The 16,368-nt window shown below is 66.2% G+C and carries 11 protein-coding genes and 1 tRNA gene; 5 read left to right on the forward strand and 7 right to left on the reverse strand.

What is annotated here, in order from left to right; translation table 11 throughout:
• Window positions 1–12: 12 nt before the first annotated feature.
• The 6 genes from ACYVII_RS02730 to ACYVII_RS02755 form a co-directional block, all read right to left on the reverse strand.
• Window positions 13–834 carry a class I SAM-dependent methyltransferase gene (locus ACYVII_RS02730; protein ID WP_460531828.1) on the reverse strand — a complete coding sequence of 274 codons (822 nt, stop codon included), beginning with the start codon at window positions 832–834 and terminating at the stop codon, window positions 13–15.
• Window positions 835–1,005: 171 nt separating this feature from the next.
• Window positions 1,006–1,082, reverse strand: a tRNA-Pro gene (locus tag ACYVII_RS02735).
• Window positions 1,083–1,160: 78 nt separating this feature from the next.
• Window positions 1,161–3,473, reverse strand: coding sequence for a transglycosylase domain-containing protein (locus ACYVII_RS02740; RefSeq protein ID WP_460530638.1), 2,313 nt, complete (start codon window positions 3,471–3,473; stop codon window positions 1,161–1,163).
• A 70-nt stretch (window positions 3,474–3,543) separates the two neighbouring features.
• On the reverse strand, window positions 3,544–5,895 hold the full coding sequence (locus ACYVII_RS02745; protein ID WP_460530641.1) for a transglycosylase domain-containing protein: 2,352 nt from the start codon (window positions 5,893–5,895) through the stop codon (window positions 3,544–3,546).
• A 74-nt stretch (window positions 5,896–5,969) separates the two neighbouring features.
• Entirely contained in the window at window positions 5,970–6,974 is a 1,005-nt protein-coding gene (locus ACYVII_RS02750) for a metallophosphoesterase (protein ID WP_460530644.1), read from the reverse strand.
• The gene (locus ACYVII_RS02755) at window positions 6,971–9,676 is read right to left on the reverse strand and encodes a transglycosylase domain-containing protein (RefSeq protein WP_460530647.1); all 2,706 of its coding nucleotides are present in this window, start codon (window positions 9,674–9,676) and stop codon (window positions 6,971–6,973) included. The genes ACYVII_RS02750 and ACYVII_RS02755 overlap by 4 nt, the downstream gene beginning before the upstream one ends.
• Window positions 9,677–9,806: 130 nt before the next feature.
• Here ACYVII_RS02755 and ACYVII_RS02760 point away from each other — a divergent pair, with 130 nt between their 5' ends.
• The 3 genes from ACYVII_RS02760 to ACYVII_RS02770 all read left to right on the forward strand — a co-directional run bounded on the left by ACYVII_RS02760 (window position 9,807) and on the right by ACYVII_RS02770 (window position 11,429).
• Window positions 9,807–9,968, forward strand: a complete 162-nt coding sequence (locus ACYVII_RS02760) for a DUF4177 domain-containing protein (RefSeq protein WP_460530650.1) — start codon at window positions 9,807–9,809, stop codon at window positions 9,966–9,968.
• Window positions 9,968–10,438, forward strand: coding sequence for a RidA family protein (locus ACYVII_RS02765; protein WP_460530653.1), 471 nt, complete (start codon window positions 9,968–9,970; stop codon window positions 10,436–10,438). The genes ACYVII_RS02760 and ACYVII_RS02765 overlap by 1 nt, the downstream gene beginning before the upstream one ends.
• A gap of 484 nt (window positions 10,439–10,922) precedes the next feature.
• Window positions 10,923–11,429 (forward strand): DNA/RNA helicase, encoded by a 507-nt coding sequence (locus ACYVII_RS02770; RefSeq protein ID WP_460530656.1) that lies wholly within the window; start codon window positions 10,923–10,925, stop codon window positions 11,427–11,429.
• Between the two features lie 115 nt (window positions 11,430–11,544).
• On the opposite strand, the gene acs is transcribed toward ACYVII_RS02770, so the two are convergent.
• On the reverse strand, window positions 11,545–13,518 hold the full coding sequence (gene acs, locus ACYVII_RS02775) for an acetate--CoA ligase (protein ID WP_460530659.1): 1,974 nt from the start codon (window positions 13,516–13,518) through the stop codon (window positions 11,545–11,547).
• A gap of 675 nt (window positions 13,519–14,193) precedes the next feature.
• Here acs and ACYVII_RS02780 point away from each other — a divergent pair.
• Window positions 14,194–15,186 carry a TadA family conjugal transfer-associated ATPase gene (locus tag ACYVII_RS02780; protein ID WP_460530662.1) on the forward strand — a complete coding sequence of 331 codons (993 nt, stop codon included), beginning with the start codon at window positions 14,194–14,196 and terminating at the stop codon, window positions 15,184–15,186.
• Entirely contained in the window at window positions 15,183–16,244 is a 1,062-nt protein-coding gene (locus ACYVII_RS02785) for a type II secretion system F family protein (protein ID WP_460530665.1), read from the forward strand. Before ACYVII_RS02780 ends, ACYVII_RS02785 begins: the two co-directional genes overlap by 4 nt.
• The last annotated feature ends 124 nt before the right edge of the window (window positions 16,245–16,368 follow it).

Consider the following 16,368-nt stretch of genomic DNA (forward strand, 5'->3'; position numbering starts at 1 on the left):
ACGAATCCGCGCTCAGGACTCGAGTCCCGGCTTGACCGCGATGCGGCCGCCTCCCATGCGCACGAGCAACAGTTTCTCTCCCGTGCGTTCGAGCCACTCGTCGACCGCCTCCCTGGCGCCCTGCCAGTGCGCGTAGTCGTCGAGCAGGAGCACGCCGCCCGGCACAAGCCGGTCGTACATGTGCGCGAGCTCGTGCGCGGTCGAGCTGTGCCAGTCGGTGTCCAGCCGCAGGAGGGCGATGTGCTCGGGAAGGATGCCCGGAACGGTCTGCTCGACGGGTCCCTGCACGAAATGAAGCCGCTCCTTCGGATACGGCACGTTCTCGAACCCGGCCTTCACCTCATCCAGCGATGCGTATGCCCAGATCGCGCTGTTGCGCTTGTTGTGCTCCGAGTGCTTCAGCCAGCGCGCCGGATGCACGCCATCCCAGCGGACATCCTTCTCGGTGGGTTCGGTCATCCCCTCGAACGTGTCGTAGAGATACAGCTCGCGACTGGTGTCGCCGCACGCGGCAAGGGCGCGGGCCACTGCGTGCATGCTCCCCCCGCGCCAGACTCCGCACTCGACGACGTCGCCCGGTATGTCATGCTGCGCCACGTACCGTGTCGCCGTGATCAGCGCGTGCAGCTTGTCGACGTTCGTCATCGTGAACGGCGTGACGGCACGGATGATGGATGCCATCTCGTCGTCGAAGTCGTTCGGGATCTTCGGTTCGGCACGGCCCGAATCGCTCCGCTCCGAGCCACCGGTAGCCTTCGGACCGGATTGCTGGCGTGAGACCCTGCGGAGCTGAAAACCAGTCAGCCGGCCGATGGTCTCGTTGATGCGGCGCATTCGGGACACAGCGACAGCAAAGCACACACCTATGAGGTGCCACTACCCGTTGCGAACGCGAATCAGTGTCTCTCCTCATAGCGTCGGGGTATTCGCTGCTTCGCAGGTGCCCATACCCCAGCACCCGGGCGAATGAAAAAAGGGACCGCCTGAAGGCAGTCCCTTTTTCATTGGTCGGGGTGACAGGATTTGAACCTGCGGCCTCTTCGTCCCGAACGAAGCGCGCTACCAAGCTGCGCCACACCCCGATGGCCCGTCAAAGGCCTCCATAAGGATACACGTTGGCAGGGGCGCTTCACGACGAGAAGGTAGCCGCCGAGCGCGCATCATCCATGGCCCTTACCGGGCTTTCCCGGTCCCGGTGCCGGTGCCGGCGGGTTCGCACCGTTGCCGCCACCCGAGTTGCCGCCGTTGCCGCCTGTGCCCGGATTCGGACTACTCGTCGCCGGCGGCTTCGAACGGTTGCCATAGATGAGGGTGTTGTCGGGTGCAGGGAACGCGCTTCCGCCGTAGACGCTGTCGAGCGCGGTGTCGACCTGCTTCACCACGTTGAACTTCACGTTGTTGCCCTGGATGCCCTTGAAGTACACGTAGTGCATGTCGGTGGCACCCGAGATCAGTCCGATCCAGGTGGCCTGCGCCACCTTCGAGGTAGAGGTCACGAGCCAGTTCTCGTGCGCGTAGTCCGTCGTTCCGGTCTTGCCCATGATCGGAACACCGTCGTTCGGGTTAGCCCCCGTCGCCGTTCCCGCCGTCATCACGTGCTGCAGCGCCCAGGTGACCGTCGCGGCGACGTTCTCCGGAATCGCCTGCGTGCACGTGGTCTTCGGCACCGCTATGGCTTTTCCGTTGGCATCCACCGCCTTGTCGATCGCGATCGGGGTGCACGTCTTTCCGCCGTTCGCGATCCCCGCGTAGGCCTGCGCCTGCGCAAGCGGAGCGATGTAGTTACCGCTTCCGATCACCATCGGCGGGTTGATGATCCAAGGGTTGCCGCCTTCGGAGTGAGGCGCCGGATTGGCGGGATGCACTCCGAGTGCCTGCGCCGCGTTCGAGATGTCGCAGAGGTTGAGCTTGGTCGCCATCATCGCGAATGCAGTGTTCACGGATGCTTCGGTCGCCTGAAGGACGGACATGTAACCGCCTTCGGATGACTCATCGTTTGCAACGGGCCACACGACGTTGCCGAACCCGTCACCACATGTCGCGAACTGAGACTCCGGGAACGAGTGCACATTCGCGTTCACGGTTTCGTACAGTGAGTGCCCTGCCTCCAGCCAAGCGACCAGGTCATATGCCTTGAACGACGAACCCACCTGGAAACCGTCCGATCCGCCGTACGCGTAGTCGGTCGCATAGTTCACGGAGGTTGTGCCGGGCGGCGCGTTACCGCTGTCGTCGAACTGCTTGTTCGACACCATCTCGACCACTCGGCCCGTTCCGACCTCCATTGCCACATTCGCCCCGCCGAGATCCAGGTTGCCGTACGTCGGCGGGATGTAGTTGCTCAGCGCCGCCTGTGCGTTGTTCTGCAGGTCGAGGTTGAGGGTCGTGTACACCTTGAGCCCGCCTTGCTGAAAGAGCGCCTGCCGCTGTTCTGCGGTCTTTCCGAACACCGGGTCCGTCAGCATGATGCGCTGCACGTAGTCGCAGAAGAAGCCGGCATCGACGCTGACAGCGCTCGAGCATCCGGACAGCTTCGGCGTGATGTGCGGCTGGATCTTCGTGGCGACCGCCTGCTTGTACTCGGCGTCGGAGATCTTGTGATTCACGAGCATCCGCTGCAGCACGTAGTTGCGTCGCTCAGTAGTGGCGGGGAAACCCTTGGCCGCCACGTTGTCGGACGATGTCGACCCGTCGTCGATGCGAAGGTAGTTCGGGTTGTTGAGGATGGCGATCAGGGTCGCGGCCTGCGGCAGGGTCAGGCTCTTGGCATCCGTTCCGAAGTAGTACTGGGCGGCCGCCTGGATGCCGTAGACACGGCCCCCAAAACCCACGATGTTCAGGTAGCTGAGCAGGATCTGGTCCTTGCTGTACCTCTTGTCGAGGCCGATCGCGTACCGGATCTCCTGCACCTTCCGCTGCACGGTCACGCCGGTGGCGTCGGTGTAGCAGGCCTCGAACTTGTTCTGCTGCTGCTTCTGCACCTTGGGGGAGGCATCCGGGTCGACGGCGTCGTTCTGCTCGCAGCGCTGCACGAGGATGTTCTTCACGTATTGCTGGGTGATGGATGATCCGCCCTGAACGTCCTTGCCGCTCGCGGTCGAGAGCGCCCCCCGTACGGTGCCGAAGACGTCGATGCCGCCCTCGCTGTAGAACCGGGGGTCTTCGGTGGCGACGGCCGCGTCTTTCACGGACTGGGAGATCGCGTCCCAGGCGACGTCCTCACGGTTCTGCGCGTAGAACGTGGCGATCGGCACGTATTGGCCGCCCTTCGTCGCGTAGAAGGTGGTCGTCTGATCCAGCGGCTGTGGGGCGAGGTAGTCGGGCAGTCCGTCGAACATGCCCGTGCCGTCACTGATCGCCAAGGATGCCACGGCGACGGCAGGCGTCACCGCGCTGACCACGAGAACTCCGGCGACGGCACTCATTGCGATGAACCCTGCGAGGGCTCCCCAGGCTGCGGCACGTGATGTCACCTTTTCGAGGCTACGCGCGCGGTTCCACTTCGTCATGGGGACCCTCCGGAGGTTGCGTGGGTTCAGCCATCTATCCGCCGGACGACGGGAGGCCGCTGCTGGTCGGCACCGGTAGCGGTGAGGTCGTCGGCGCCGGAACGGGGCTATTCGTCGAGGAGCCACCGTTGCTTCCGCCGCTGCTGCCACCGTTGTTTCCGCCGCTGTTGCCGCCAGTGTTCCCGCTGCTGCCATTACCAGACTGCGTCGAGCTCTTCGACGATCCGTACAGCAGCGAGCTGGGGGGCGTGGCAAACTCGGACCCGCCGTATGCGGCATCCAGAGCCGTCAGGATCAGGCGGTCCGCGTAGAACTTCGAGTACGCGAGCTCCGTGCCGTTGTAGTCGTAGGCGCGGAGGTCATGGTGGCCCGAGATCTGTCCCACCCAGATCGCGTTCGCCACCTTCGAGCTCGACGTCACGAGCCAGTTCTGCTGGTACTCGTCGGTCGTGCCGGTCTTCGCGAGGATCGGCGTGCCGTCGTGCGGGTTCGCCGAGGTGGCCGTTCCGGCGGTGATCACGTGCTCGAGCGTCCACGCCAGCGCAGCGGCCACGGTCGGAGCAATCGCCTGCGTGCACGTCGACTTCGGAACAGTCATGCTCGAGCCGTCGTTCGTGACCACCTTGTCGATGGCGACGTTGGTGCAGAACTTGCCGTTGTTGGCGATGCCTGCGTACGCGGTGGCCATGGTCAACGGGGCGATGTAATTGGTGCCGATCACCATCGAGGGAACGATCTGGAACGGGAGAGCAGGGTTGGCGACGTGCACGCCGAGCGCTTTCGCCGCATCGGCGATCCCGCAGAGGTCGGTCTCGGTGGCCATCTGCATGAACGCGGTGTTGACCGACTCCTCGGTCGCCTGCAGCACACTCATGGTGCCGCCCTCCGACGAGGAGTCGTTGCTGACCGGATACGAGCCACCGCTCATCGGCTGGCCGTTGCACGAGAAGGAACTGAACGGGAACGCGTAGCCGGAGTAGTGCGCGTTGACGCTCTCATAGGCGGTGTGCCCCGTCTCGAACCAGTCGGCGAGGTCGAACGCCTTGAACGACGATCCGGTAGCGAACCCATCCGATCCGCCGTATGCGTGGTCGGTGTTGTAGTTGATGGCGGTGCTCCCCGGCGCCGCAGTGCCCGAGTTGTCGAACTGCTTGTTCTCGACCATGGTCACGATGCGCCCCGTGCCGACCTCGACGGAGACGTTCGCGCCACCGATGTCCACCACAGGATTCGTCGACGGCACATACTTGCTGAGTGCGCTCTGCGCCGTGGCTTGCAGGTCGAGGTTCAGCGTCGTGTACACCTTCATGCCACCGCGCTGGAAGCGCAGCTGGCGCTGGTCCGCAGTCTTGCCGAAGGCCGGGTTCTGCAGCATGACGTCTTTGACGTAGTCGCAGAAGAAGCCGGCGTTGTACGCGACCGCGGACTGGCATCCGGACTGCTTCGGGGTGATCTTCGGCGTAATGGGCGTGGCGACCGCCTTGTCGTACTGGTCCTTCGTGATCGAGTGATGCACGAGCATCCGCTGCAGCACATAGTTACGCCTGGCGAGCGTCAGCTTGAACTTGTTCGTCGCGTTGTTCGACGGGTTCGCGGATGCGTCCTGGTCGATCCGCAGGTTCGCCGGGTTGTTCAGCATGGCGACCAGGGTCGCGGACTGGGGGAGCGTGAGGTCTTTCGCATCGACGTCGTAGTAGTACTGCGCGGCCGCTTGGATGCCGTACACCCGGCCGCCGAACCCGACGATGTTCAGGTAGGACTGCAGGATGTCGGTCTTGCTGTAGCGCTTGTCGAGCCCGATCGCGTACCGGATCTCCTGCAGCTTGCGCGAAATGGTGACGCCGGCGGCATCCTGGTAGCACTGCTCGAACTTCGCCTGCTGCTTCTTCTGCACCGAGGCGGACGCGTTCGGGTCGACCTGGTCGTCCTGGTCGCAGCGCTGTACCAGGATGTTCTTCACGTACTGCTGCGTGATCGACGAGCCGCCCTGCACATCGCCGCCGGTGCTCGTGGCCAGCGCGCCACGGATCGTGCCGTACACGTCGATGCCGCCCTCGGAGAAGAACCGCGGATCCTCGGTATCGACCGCGGCATCCTTCACCGACTGCGCGATCTGGCTCGACGAGACGTCCTGCCGGTTCTGCGCGTAGAACGTCGCGAACGGCACATCCTGGCCGCCCTTCTTGGCGTAGAACGTGGTCGTCTGGTCCAGGGGCTGCAGGGCGAGGTAGTCGGGCAGGCCGTCGAACGCGTTCGTCGCGTCGCTCACCGCGAGCGAGGTGACCGCTGCAGCCGGTGTGACTGCGGCGGCCACGAGCATTCCGGCCACCGCACTCATGCCCACGAAGGCGCCGAGAGCACCCCAGGTTCTGCGACTGGTCTTCACCCGAATACGCTACGCGGTAACTCTGACCCGTTTGTCTGTGCCGTCTATGTCGTCTCTCAGAGAAGCCAGAACGTTCAGCGAACGTTGACTCCGTCGTATGCCGTGTCGTGCGGCACGAGCGTGACGAGGGATGCCTCTGGCCGGCAGGCGAATCGCACAGGCGAGTAGATGGATGTGCCGAGTCCCGCCGAGACGTTCAGGTAGGCGACGCGCAGCGCGTGCGTCCAGGTGCTCAGACCCTTCGCCTGGCGGCGGGGGAGGTCGCAGTTCGTGACGAGTGCTCCGAACCCGGGAACGCAGACCTGGCCGCCGTGCGTGTGTCCGGCGAAGATCATGCTCGCGCCGTTGGTGACGAACGAGTCGAGGATCCGGCGGTACGGTGCGTGCGCAACCCCGATCGCGACGGTGGGCTGATCGCCGGCCGCGCGGTCTGCGGGCCACGTCGCATCCGTCACCTCGGATGCCCGCAACTCATCGAGTTCGCCCGTCACCCGGTCGAGCCGGTCGAAGTTGCGGTGCGGATCGTCCACACCGAACAGCTCGAGGCGGGTTCCGTTCACGGTCAGCGCGCCGGCGTGGTTGTTGAGATCGAGCCAGCCGAGCTCGCCTGTGAAGAATCGGGTGAGCTCGTCCGTGTCAAGATTCGCCGGGTTCGCGTGCAGGGCCGAGGGACCGCTGAAGTACCGCATCGGATTCTTCGGAATGGGGCCGTAGTAATCGTTCGACCCGTTCACGAAGACGCCGGGCGTGCCGTGGAACGCGTCCAGCGCGTGCTCGACGCCGTCGAAGCCACGCTCGTGCCCTAGGTTGTCGCCGGTGTCGACGATGAGGTCGGGAGCGAACGCCGCCAGCGACCGGATCCACTGCTGCTTGTCGCGCTGCCAGGGTGCCATGTGCAGATCGCTCAGGTGCAGCACGCGAATCGGCTTCGACCCGGAAGGGAGCACGGGGGCGCTGACCTGCCGCAGCACGTACCAGCGTCGCTCGATGAGCGTGCCCCAGAGGAGCGCACCCGCGGATGCCGCGCCCAGCGCGAGCGCGACGCTCCCGACCGCGCCCGCCCCGTTTCGGCGTGTCATCCGTTGCCCCCGTTGCCCGGACCGCCGCCGCTCTTCTTCGACGTGGTGATCGTGACCGTCGAGCCCGCGGTTGCCGGCGTGTTCGCGGCTGGATCCGTCGAGACGACCGTGCCGTTGGGATCGCTTCCCGGCGCCCAGGCCACGTTGAACCCGGCGGCCTTCAAGGCATTTTGGGCGTCTTGTCCTGACTTGCCGGTCACGTCCGGCACCGCCTTCTGGTTGCCCTTCGACGTGTACACAGTGATCACCGCGCCAATTCCTGCGCTGCTGCCCGCTGGTGGGTTGGTGCTCGCCACGGTGCCGGCCGGCTGGGCCGAGTCGACCGGGCCGCCATCCTGGTACGTGAAGCCGAGGTTCTGGAGCGTCGACTGCGCGTCGGACGGGGACTTGCCGGTCAGGTCGGGCACGGTAACCTGCTTCGCCTGCAGCACGCTGCCGGTCGGCTGCGGGAACTGGTCGCCGCCGTAGATCTTGTTGAGCGCTGCGATGACGGGTCTGGCGACGTAGAGCTTCGCGTCACGACCGCCGTGGCCGCCTAGGGTGAGGTTGCCGAAGTTCACGGAGTTGCCCACCGTCTGGCCGACCCACGAGACGGTCGCGACCTTGGTGGTCGATGAGACAAACCAGTTCTGCGCGGCGTGGTCGGTCGTACCCGTCTTACCGAAGATCGGCACACCGTCATGAGGATTGGCGATGGTGCCCGTTCCGCTGCTCACCACACCTTGCAGCGCCTTGATTGCTCCGGCCGCCACGTTCGGATCGATGCCCTGCGTGCATTTGGCGGGCGTCACCGGGAGATTCTTGCCATCCGGTCCGACGATCTTGTCGATTCCGACCGGCGTGCACCACTTGCCGCCGTTGGCCACGCCCGCGTAGGCGGTGACCAGGTTAAGGGGTGACAGGTTGTTGGTACCGAGGATGGTCGCCGGGCTGCCAAGGAGTGGGTTGGCTACCTGCACCGGATTTCCGGCGGCGTCGGTGGTCCACACCTTGTCGCTTGCGGGGTGGATCCCCAAGTTGATGGCGCTCTGACGGATGCCGCAGAGGTCGAGCTTGGTGCCCATGACCGCGAACGCTGTGTTGACGGACTCGGCCGTCGCGCGGGCAACGCTCATCGTCCCGCCTTCGCCGGGACCATCGTTGCCAACCGTCCATGGCCCCGCCCAGGACGTGTCGGGGCAGGTGGTGTGCCAGCGGCTGGCGGGGAACGTCGTGCTTGCCGACGGAGCAGTCACATAGTCGTTGATCGAGTGCCCTTCCTTCAGCCATTCGAGCAATGTGAACAGCTTGTAGGTCGAACCCGTCTGAAAACCAATCGAGCCGCCTTCATTGAAGTCGGTGTTGTAGTTGATGCCCGAGTAGTTCGGGTCATCGGTCGCGGTCGCCGTGTACTTCGTGTTCTGCACCATGGAGATGACCCGGCCGGTGCCGACCTCGACGGAGAGGTTCGTGCCGCCCAAGGTGACCCCGGGCTTCGACGACGGCACGATCGAACTGAGCGACTGCTGCGCCACCGCCTGCACGTCCAGGTTCAGCGGCGTGTAGATCTTCAGACCGCCGGCACGTAGCAGCGCGTCACGCTCGTCGGCCGTCTTGGCCAGGCCGGTGTCCTCTGAGACCAGGTGCTGTACCCAATCGCAGTAGTACGCGGCGTTGTATTGCGCCGCGGTCTCGCATCCGTTGGGCTGAGGCGTGATCTTCGGCTCGATCTTCGTCTTGACCGCGTCGTCGTACTGCTTCTGCGTGATCTTGTGCGCCTTCAGCATGCTGCGGAGTACGTAGTCGCGCCGGTCGAGCGTGCGCTTGAACCCGTTTTCGGCGTTGTTTCCGGGGTTCGTCGCCTTGTCTTGGTCGATGCGCAGGTTGGCCGGGTTGTTGAGGATGGCGACGAGGGTCGCGGCCTGCGGCAACGTGAGGGTCTTCGCCGTCGCGCCGAAGTAGTAGCGGGCGGCCGACTCGATTCCGTAAACCGATCCGCCGAATCCTGCGATGTTCAGATATCCCTTGAGGATGTCGTTCTTGGAGTACTTCTTCTCCAGACCGATCGCCTGCTTCATCTCCTGCAGCTTGCGGGAGATCGTGGGATCGGTGGCTTCGTTATAGCAGTCCGTGTACTTCTGATCTTGAGCGGCCTGCTGCTTCTTCTGCTCCTCATCGAGCTTCTTCTGCTCGTCCGCAGTCGGCGTTCCGGTGCCCTTGAAAACTGGCGCGGGAACCACGACATTGAGCTTCTCGCACTGCTGCACCTTGACGTTCTTCACGTACTGCTGCGTGATCGATGATCCACCCGACGTCGACTTGTGCAGGAGCCCGGTCAGCACGATTGCGCGTGCCGTGCCCTCGATATCGATGCCGCCGTGCTGATAGAAGCGCGGGTCTTCGGTCGAGACTGCGGCATCCTTCACGACCTGGGAGATGTCGTCCCAGCCGACCTCGACGCGGTTCTGCGAGTAGAACGTGGCGATCGGAACCGGCTGGCCGCCCTGATTCGCGTAGATGGTGGAGACCTGGGGGAGCGCGCTGATCTGCAGGTATTCGGGGAGGCCGTCGAATGCGCCGATGCCGTTGTTCGCGGCCATGCCGGTGACCGCGATCGCGGGAGTCACTGCTGCTGTCACAAGAAGGCCGGCCACGACGCTCATTCCTACGAACGCCCCGAGGGCGCCGAGCGCACCTCTAGCCGTGGGTTTTTGGGCAGACATGAGGCCCAGGCTAGCCGCAGAAGCTGGCAAACCGCCTTCCCGGCGCGGCATGCGAAGTGCACTGCCGCCGTGGCACGATCAACAGGGCGGCCCGATGGGGTCGTCGTGGAAGCGTGAGAGAGAAGGACACATGCGTCGGTGGGAGTACCTGACCACGCCGCTGATCGTGCACAACACGGCGGCGATCCTGAACAACTGGGGATCGGAGGGCTGGGAACTCGTGCAGGTCGTCACCGGCCCTGAAGGCGGCCTCGTCGCCTACCTCAAGCGCGAGATCGGCGAGGACGCCTGATGGGCGCATTCGAGGCACGCCTCGCCGAGCTCGGCATCGAGCTCCCCGAAGTGGTTCCTCCGGTTGCTGCCTACGTGCCGGCGCTGGTGAACGGCTCCCTGGTGTATACCGCAGGACAGCTGCCGATGGTGTCGGGTGCGCTGCCGCTCACCGGCAAGGTGGGTGACGCGCACGGGCTCGTTCCAGCCGATGACGCGAAGGACCTCGCCCGCACCGCCACCCTCAACGCGCTGGCAGCGGTCAAGTCGGTGATCGGATCGCTCGATCGCATCACGCAGGTCGTCAAGGTGACCGGGTTCGTGGCATCCGACCCGTCGTTCACCGGCCAGCCCGGAGTGATCAACGGCGCATCGTTGCTGCTCGGCGAGGTGTTCGGCGATGCTGGACGCCACGCGCGTTCGGCGGTCGGCGTCTCGGTGCTGCCTCTGGATGCTCCGGTCGAGATCGAGCTGGTCGTCGCCTTCGAGTAGCGGCGGCCCGTCGTCCCGGCGGTTTGAGCCGTCGCACAGTGTGCCGGAAATCGCGCGGTGTGCCGGAAGAATTCAGTGCTAGCGTCCGGCGCATCGCACGGTCTCCGGCCGATGGTGCGTCGCGGTTTTTCGGTCGGTCGTGCGTTGCGCTTCCGCGCGATCGTGCGTCGCCTGCGGTGGACGACTCCGCTGGCTTGTTCTCCACAAGCCGAGTGACCGCCGGGTTCTGCATGGTTCGTGCGCGGTGGCGTGGATGCGCGCAGCCACGCGGGCAGGCTAGCGGACATGGACGTCATTTCCCTGGTTCGTGAACGCGGCGGGGTGATGCACCGATCGTCTTTGCGGCGTGCGGGCATCACGTCGTATCGCATTCGTGCCGAGCTCAACCGTGGCCGCATCATCCCGATAGGGCGGAACCGAGTCGCTCTGCCGGGCACGTCCCCGAACGTCATCCGCGCGGCGAACCTCGGCGTGCGCCTCACCTGTGTCACGGAAGCAGCGGCGAAAGCTCTGGACCTTCAATGACTCGAAGCTTCATGTCGCTGCACCAGAGGGCTACTCGGCGCATCGCCCGAAAAGCGACGACATCGTCATCCACTGGTCGCTGGGGCCGTCGCCGGTTGTCAAGGATGTCGCGGTCGAACCGCTGGCCAACGTGCTTTTCCACATCGCGCGATGTCGGCCCTTGGACTACGCCGTCGCGACGTTCGATTCCGCACTCAACAAGAAGGCGATCACGGCGCAGGAGCTACGGCGTCTCGCGGCCGCGGTCGGCGGCAGGTTCGCGGCGGCCGTCGCTGCGGCGGATGGCAGAGCCGACTCCGGTGGCGAGACGTTGTTCCGTGTCCGGATGGCTGCACACGGTGTCCACGTCGAGCCGCAGGTCGTGATCGACGGGCATCCTGTCGACGGCCTAATCGGCAAAATGCTCGTCATTCAGATCGACGGGTTTGGCCCGCACAAGGACCCCCAGGGCCTCCACGAGCGTTAGCCGCATGCCCGGCGTAGCGAGATCGGCCGGAGAACGCAGGATGCGCCGGATGAAATCGACTCGTACATCCGGCGCACCGTGCGATTTCCGGCGCACCGTGCAATGCAGGGAGCGCTCAGTCCTCGGCGGGGGCGGCGCCGCTCAGCTTCTCGGTGATGATCGACATGACGGTGGTGTCCGCCAGCGTCGTCGTGTCACCGACGGGGCGGCCCTCGGCCACGTCGCGCAGCAGGCGGCGCATGATCTTGCCGCTGCGGGTCTTCGGCAGCTCCTCGACGACGTAGATGTCGCGCGGACGGGCGATCGCGCCGATCTGCTGGGCGACGTGCGAGCGCAGCTCGGCGTTGACATCCGTCGCCGCTGCGGCCTCGCGCTGGTTGCCCTTGATGATCACGAACGCCACGACGGCCTGCCCCGTCGTCTCGTCGGATGCGCCGACCACCGCGGATTCCGCGACGAACGGATGCGCGACCAGCGCCGACTCGATCTCTGCTGTCGACAGGCGGTGACCCGAGACGTTCATCACGTCGTCGACCCGGCCCATCAGCCAGATCTCGCCGTCCTTGTCCTTGCGGGCGCCGTCTCCGGCGAAGTACTTGTCGCCGAACTTCGCCCAGTACGTCTCCTTGTAGCGCTCCGGGTCGCCCCAGATGCCGCGCAGCATCGACGGCCATGGCTCGGTGATGACGAGCAGGCCGCCCTCGTCCGCGCCGACGGACTCGCCGGCATCCGTCACCACGTCGATCGAGATGCCTGGCAGAGGCACCTGAGCGCTACCGGGCTTCAGCGTGGTGACTCCGGGCAGGGCCGAGACCATGATGGCGCCGGTCTCGGTCTGCCACCAGGTGTCGACCACGGGGGTCTTGTCGCCGCCGATGACCTCGCGATACCAGATCCACGCCTCGGGGTTGATCGGCTCACCGACCGAGCCCAGCACGCGCAGTGACGAGAGGTCGTACTTCTGCGGAATCTGCCGGCCCTGCTTCATGAACGAGCGGATGGCCGTTGGCGCGGTGTAGAAGATGCTCACCTTGTACTTCTCGATGAGCTGCCACCAGCGGCCGGGCTCCGGGAAGTCCGGCGTGCCCTCGTAGAGCAGCTGCGTCGCACCGTTGGCGAGCGGGCCGTAGACGACGTACGTGTGACCGGTCACCCAGCCGATGTCGGCGGAGCACCAGTAGACATCCGTCTCGGGGTGCAGATCGAACACGTTCTTGTGCGTGTACGCAGCCTGGGTGAGGTAGCCGCCCGAGGTGTGCACGATGCCCTTCGGCTTACCCGTCGTGCCGCTCGTGTAGAGGATGTAGAGCGGATGCTCGGCAGCGAACGGCTTCGCCTCGTGGTCGGCGTCGACCTGCGGGAGCTCTTCGTGCCACCACAGGTCGCGCCCATCGACCCACTCGACGTCGTTGCCGCCGCGGCGCACGACGAGCACCTTGTCGACGTTCGTGCCGCCGTCGGCGAGCGCCGCATCCACCGCGTTCTTCAGCGGGAAAACCGAGCCTTTGCGGTAGCCGCCGTCGGCCGTGATCACGAGCTTCGCGTTCGCGTCGTCGATGCGCTGGCGCAGGCTGTCGGCGCTGAAACCCCCGAACACGACCGAGTGCACGGCGCCGATGCGGGCGACGGCGAGCATCGCCACGACGGCCTCGGGGATCATCGGCAGGTAGATCGCGACCCGGTCGCCCTCGCGCACGCCGAGGCTGGTGAGCAGGTTCGCCGCGCGCTTCACGTCGGACGTGAGCTCGGCGTACGTGATCGTGCGCGTGTCGCCCGGCTCGCCCTCCCAGTGAATCGCCACCCGGTCGCCATTGCCGGCCAGCACGTGGCGGTCGAGGCAGTTGTAGGCGACGTTGAGCTCGCCATCGTCGAACCACTTCGCGAACGGTGGATTGGACCAGTCGAGCGTGCGCGTGAACGGCTTGTGCCAGTGCAGCAGCTCACGCGACTGATCGGCCCAGAACTGCAGACGATCGGCCGCAGCCTGCTCGTACAACTCGGCCTTCGCTACCGCGTTCGCGGCGAACTCGGCGTCGGGCGCGAAGCGGCGCGACTCGTGCAACAGGTTGTCGATCGTGTCGGAAGACATGGATTTCGCTCCTTCGCGAGGTGTGTCACGTGGGCGGCTGGCACAACGCTTTACGACGATACCGGTTGGCCGGGGGTGGTCGCGAACGGGTCGACATCCGTCTGAACTCGCGGGCGGAATGCGTTTGCACGGCCTACGAAAAATGCCTCTTGCGCGATCGAACTCATGGCGTACACTATCGATCGGCCGAATGATAATTCTGGCGTGCGGCGAGAACGATTCCCCCCAATCCCTCGTCGCTGAGGCGGCACCTGTTCCCCCCAATAGGTGCCGCCCCTTGCATTTAATGCGCTGTGCAGACTCGGGCTTTCGGCCGGTCTCCTCGTCCACAAGCGGGCCACGACAGCGAACTGCACCGGCCTGCGCTCGGATGCCCGACCACCCGAGCCACGTCCGTAGCGTCGCTCTATGCCCGTCGCGCACCGCTCCCGTAGTTTTACCGTTCCGTTTGTGCCGCGTCCGCCCGTGGCGCGTGCGCGAGGTCCCGCGCCCGCGGCCGCGTCGTCCGGACCTGCAACGGCGTCTGCGGCGGCGATTCCCGTGGCTGCCGAGACGGCGGCTGCGACGCCCGGGGCGATTGCATTCACGGTGAAGCCGAACCCCGACGGGAGAGAGGCCACGCCTTCTCGGCCCGAGACCATCGAGGGCCGAGAGGGACGCGCCGGGGAGGCCGTCATGGATGAAGTGCTCCGGGCCGAGTCGTACGGCGAGGAGCAGGTCGAGAGCACGGTCGAATCGCTGGACTGGTCGGCGTTCGGCCCGCTTGCCCCGTTCGTCGCGGCGCCGGGCGTCACCGACGTCTTCGTCAACGGTCAGGCCGGGCTCTGGGTCGACACCGGCGCGGGGGCTGTGCACGACCCGACCTGGGCGTGCGAGGAACGATCGCTGCGTGCTCTCGCCGTGCGTCTCGTCGCACTCGGCCGACGACACGTCGATGAAGCGAACCCCTGTGTCGACGTGCGCCTGGCTGCGGGCATCCGCGTGCACGTCGTGCTTCCTCCCGTGTCCACCGGCGGCACTCTGATCTCGATCCGCGTGCCCCGGCCCAGCCGGTTCACGCTCGATGAACTCGACACTGCCGGCATGCTCGGCCGGCATCGGCAGCGGCTCGAAGCCGCGGTGCGAGACCGCGCCAACCTGCTTGTCACGGGGGCGGCCGGCAGCGGAAAGACCACTCTTCTCTCCGCACTGCTCGCCGAGGCGCCTCCACACGAGCGGATCGTCTGCATCGAGGATGTCGCGGAACTGCACGTGCGACATCCGCATGTGGTGGCGATGGAGGCGCGGCAGGCGAACCTCGAGGGCGCCGGGGCGATCGGCTTGGACCGGCTCGTGCGAGAGGCGTTGCGGATGCGCCCCGACCGTCTGGTCGTCGGCGAGTGCCGAGGAGCCGAGGTGCGAGACCTGATGTCCGCACTGAACACCGGGCATGACGGCGGGGCAGGGACATTGCACGCGAACTCGATGGACGATGTGCCGGCACGGCTGGAGGCTCTCGGCGCCCTCGCAGAGATGGACGTCTCGGCAGTCGCACGTCAGGCCGTCAGCGCCTTCGACTTGGTGGTGCACCTGGAGCGCGTGGACGGCATCCGTCGCGTCGCACACTGCGGTTCGTTCCGCACGGATACCGCGGGCCGGCTGCTCGTGCAGGAAGCGGCCGAGCGGTGAAGCCGCAGCGTCGACCCGCCGTCGAAGACGTAGCGGACGTCGCTGGACGCCTCGCGGTCCTCCTCGCCGCCGGGGTGCCGCCCGGTGCTGCGTGGGGGTACCTCGCCGAGGCGACCGATGCGGCAGAGCCGGGCGGCAATGCACAGGGCGGCGGCGCGGCAGAGGCGGGCGCCGGTGTACCTGGCGGGGGTGCACGGAGCGGGGGTGCACACCGCACCGTGACGGATGCCGTGATTCGCGCCGCAGCAGAAGCCGCGCGACGTGGTGGCGACGTGCCTCGTGCGATAGCGGCCGCCGCCGAGGCAGGCGTTCCGGGCCCGAAGCGCCGGAGCAGCAAGCGGCGAAGCTCCGACGTTCGGGAAGCATGGCGCGGTCTCGCCGTCGCGATCCAGGTCGCCACCGAATCCGGTGCGCCGCTCGCCGAGGCTCTTCGCGATCTCGCCTCGTCGTTGCGCGACCTCGGCCAAACTCAGCGCGACCGGGAAACGGCACTGGCGGGGCCGCGAGCGACGGCGCGGATGGTGCTTGCGTTGCCGGCCGTCGGCATCCTATTCGGTGCAGGACTCGGCTTCGATACGTTGCACGTGCTCGTCGCCACACCGGCCGGACTCGGCTGCCTCGCCGCAGGCGCCGCACTCCTGTTGGCCGCACGCTCCTGGAATCGCGCGTTGCTGAAACGAGCAAGACCCCGCGAACGGATGCCTGGGCTCGCGATCGAACTCGTGGCCGTCGCCATGACGGGCGGCGGCTCTGCTCCCGGGGCGCTGGGACGGGTAGCGGATGCCTGCGCCCGCTTCGCGCTCGCACCACCCGATCCCGTAGCGGTCGACTCCGTGCTCGCGCTGGCGCAGCGCGCCGGCGTGGGCACGGTCGAGCTCTTGCGAGCCGAAGCGGAGCAGGCTCGGCGGGATGCCCGCAGCAGCGCACAGGCGATGTCGGCGGCACTGGGTGTGCGGCTGATGGCACCGCTGGCGGTCTGCGTGCTGCCGGCCTTCATGCTCCTCTCGGTCGCGCCGCTCGTGATGTCGATCCTGTCGTCCACACTGCGGGGGATCTGACCGCTTCGCACCGATCGCACCTTCGGTCCACTGGCGGATCGCCTTCCGAATGATGCTCGAAGTGACGGGAATGACGGGCGCGGTCTCATCAAGCGAGACCGCAATTCGACGGCTTCCGTCGCAG

Source organism: Humibacter ginsengiterrae, from assembly GCF_054780115.1.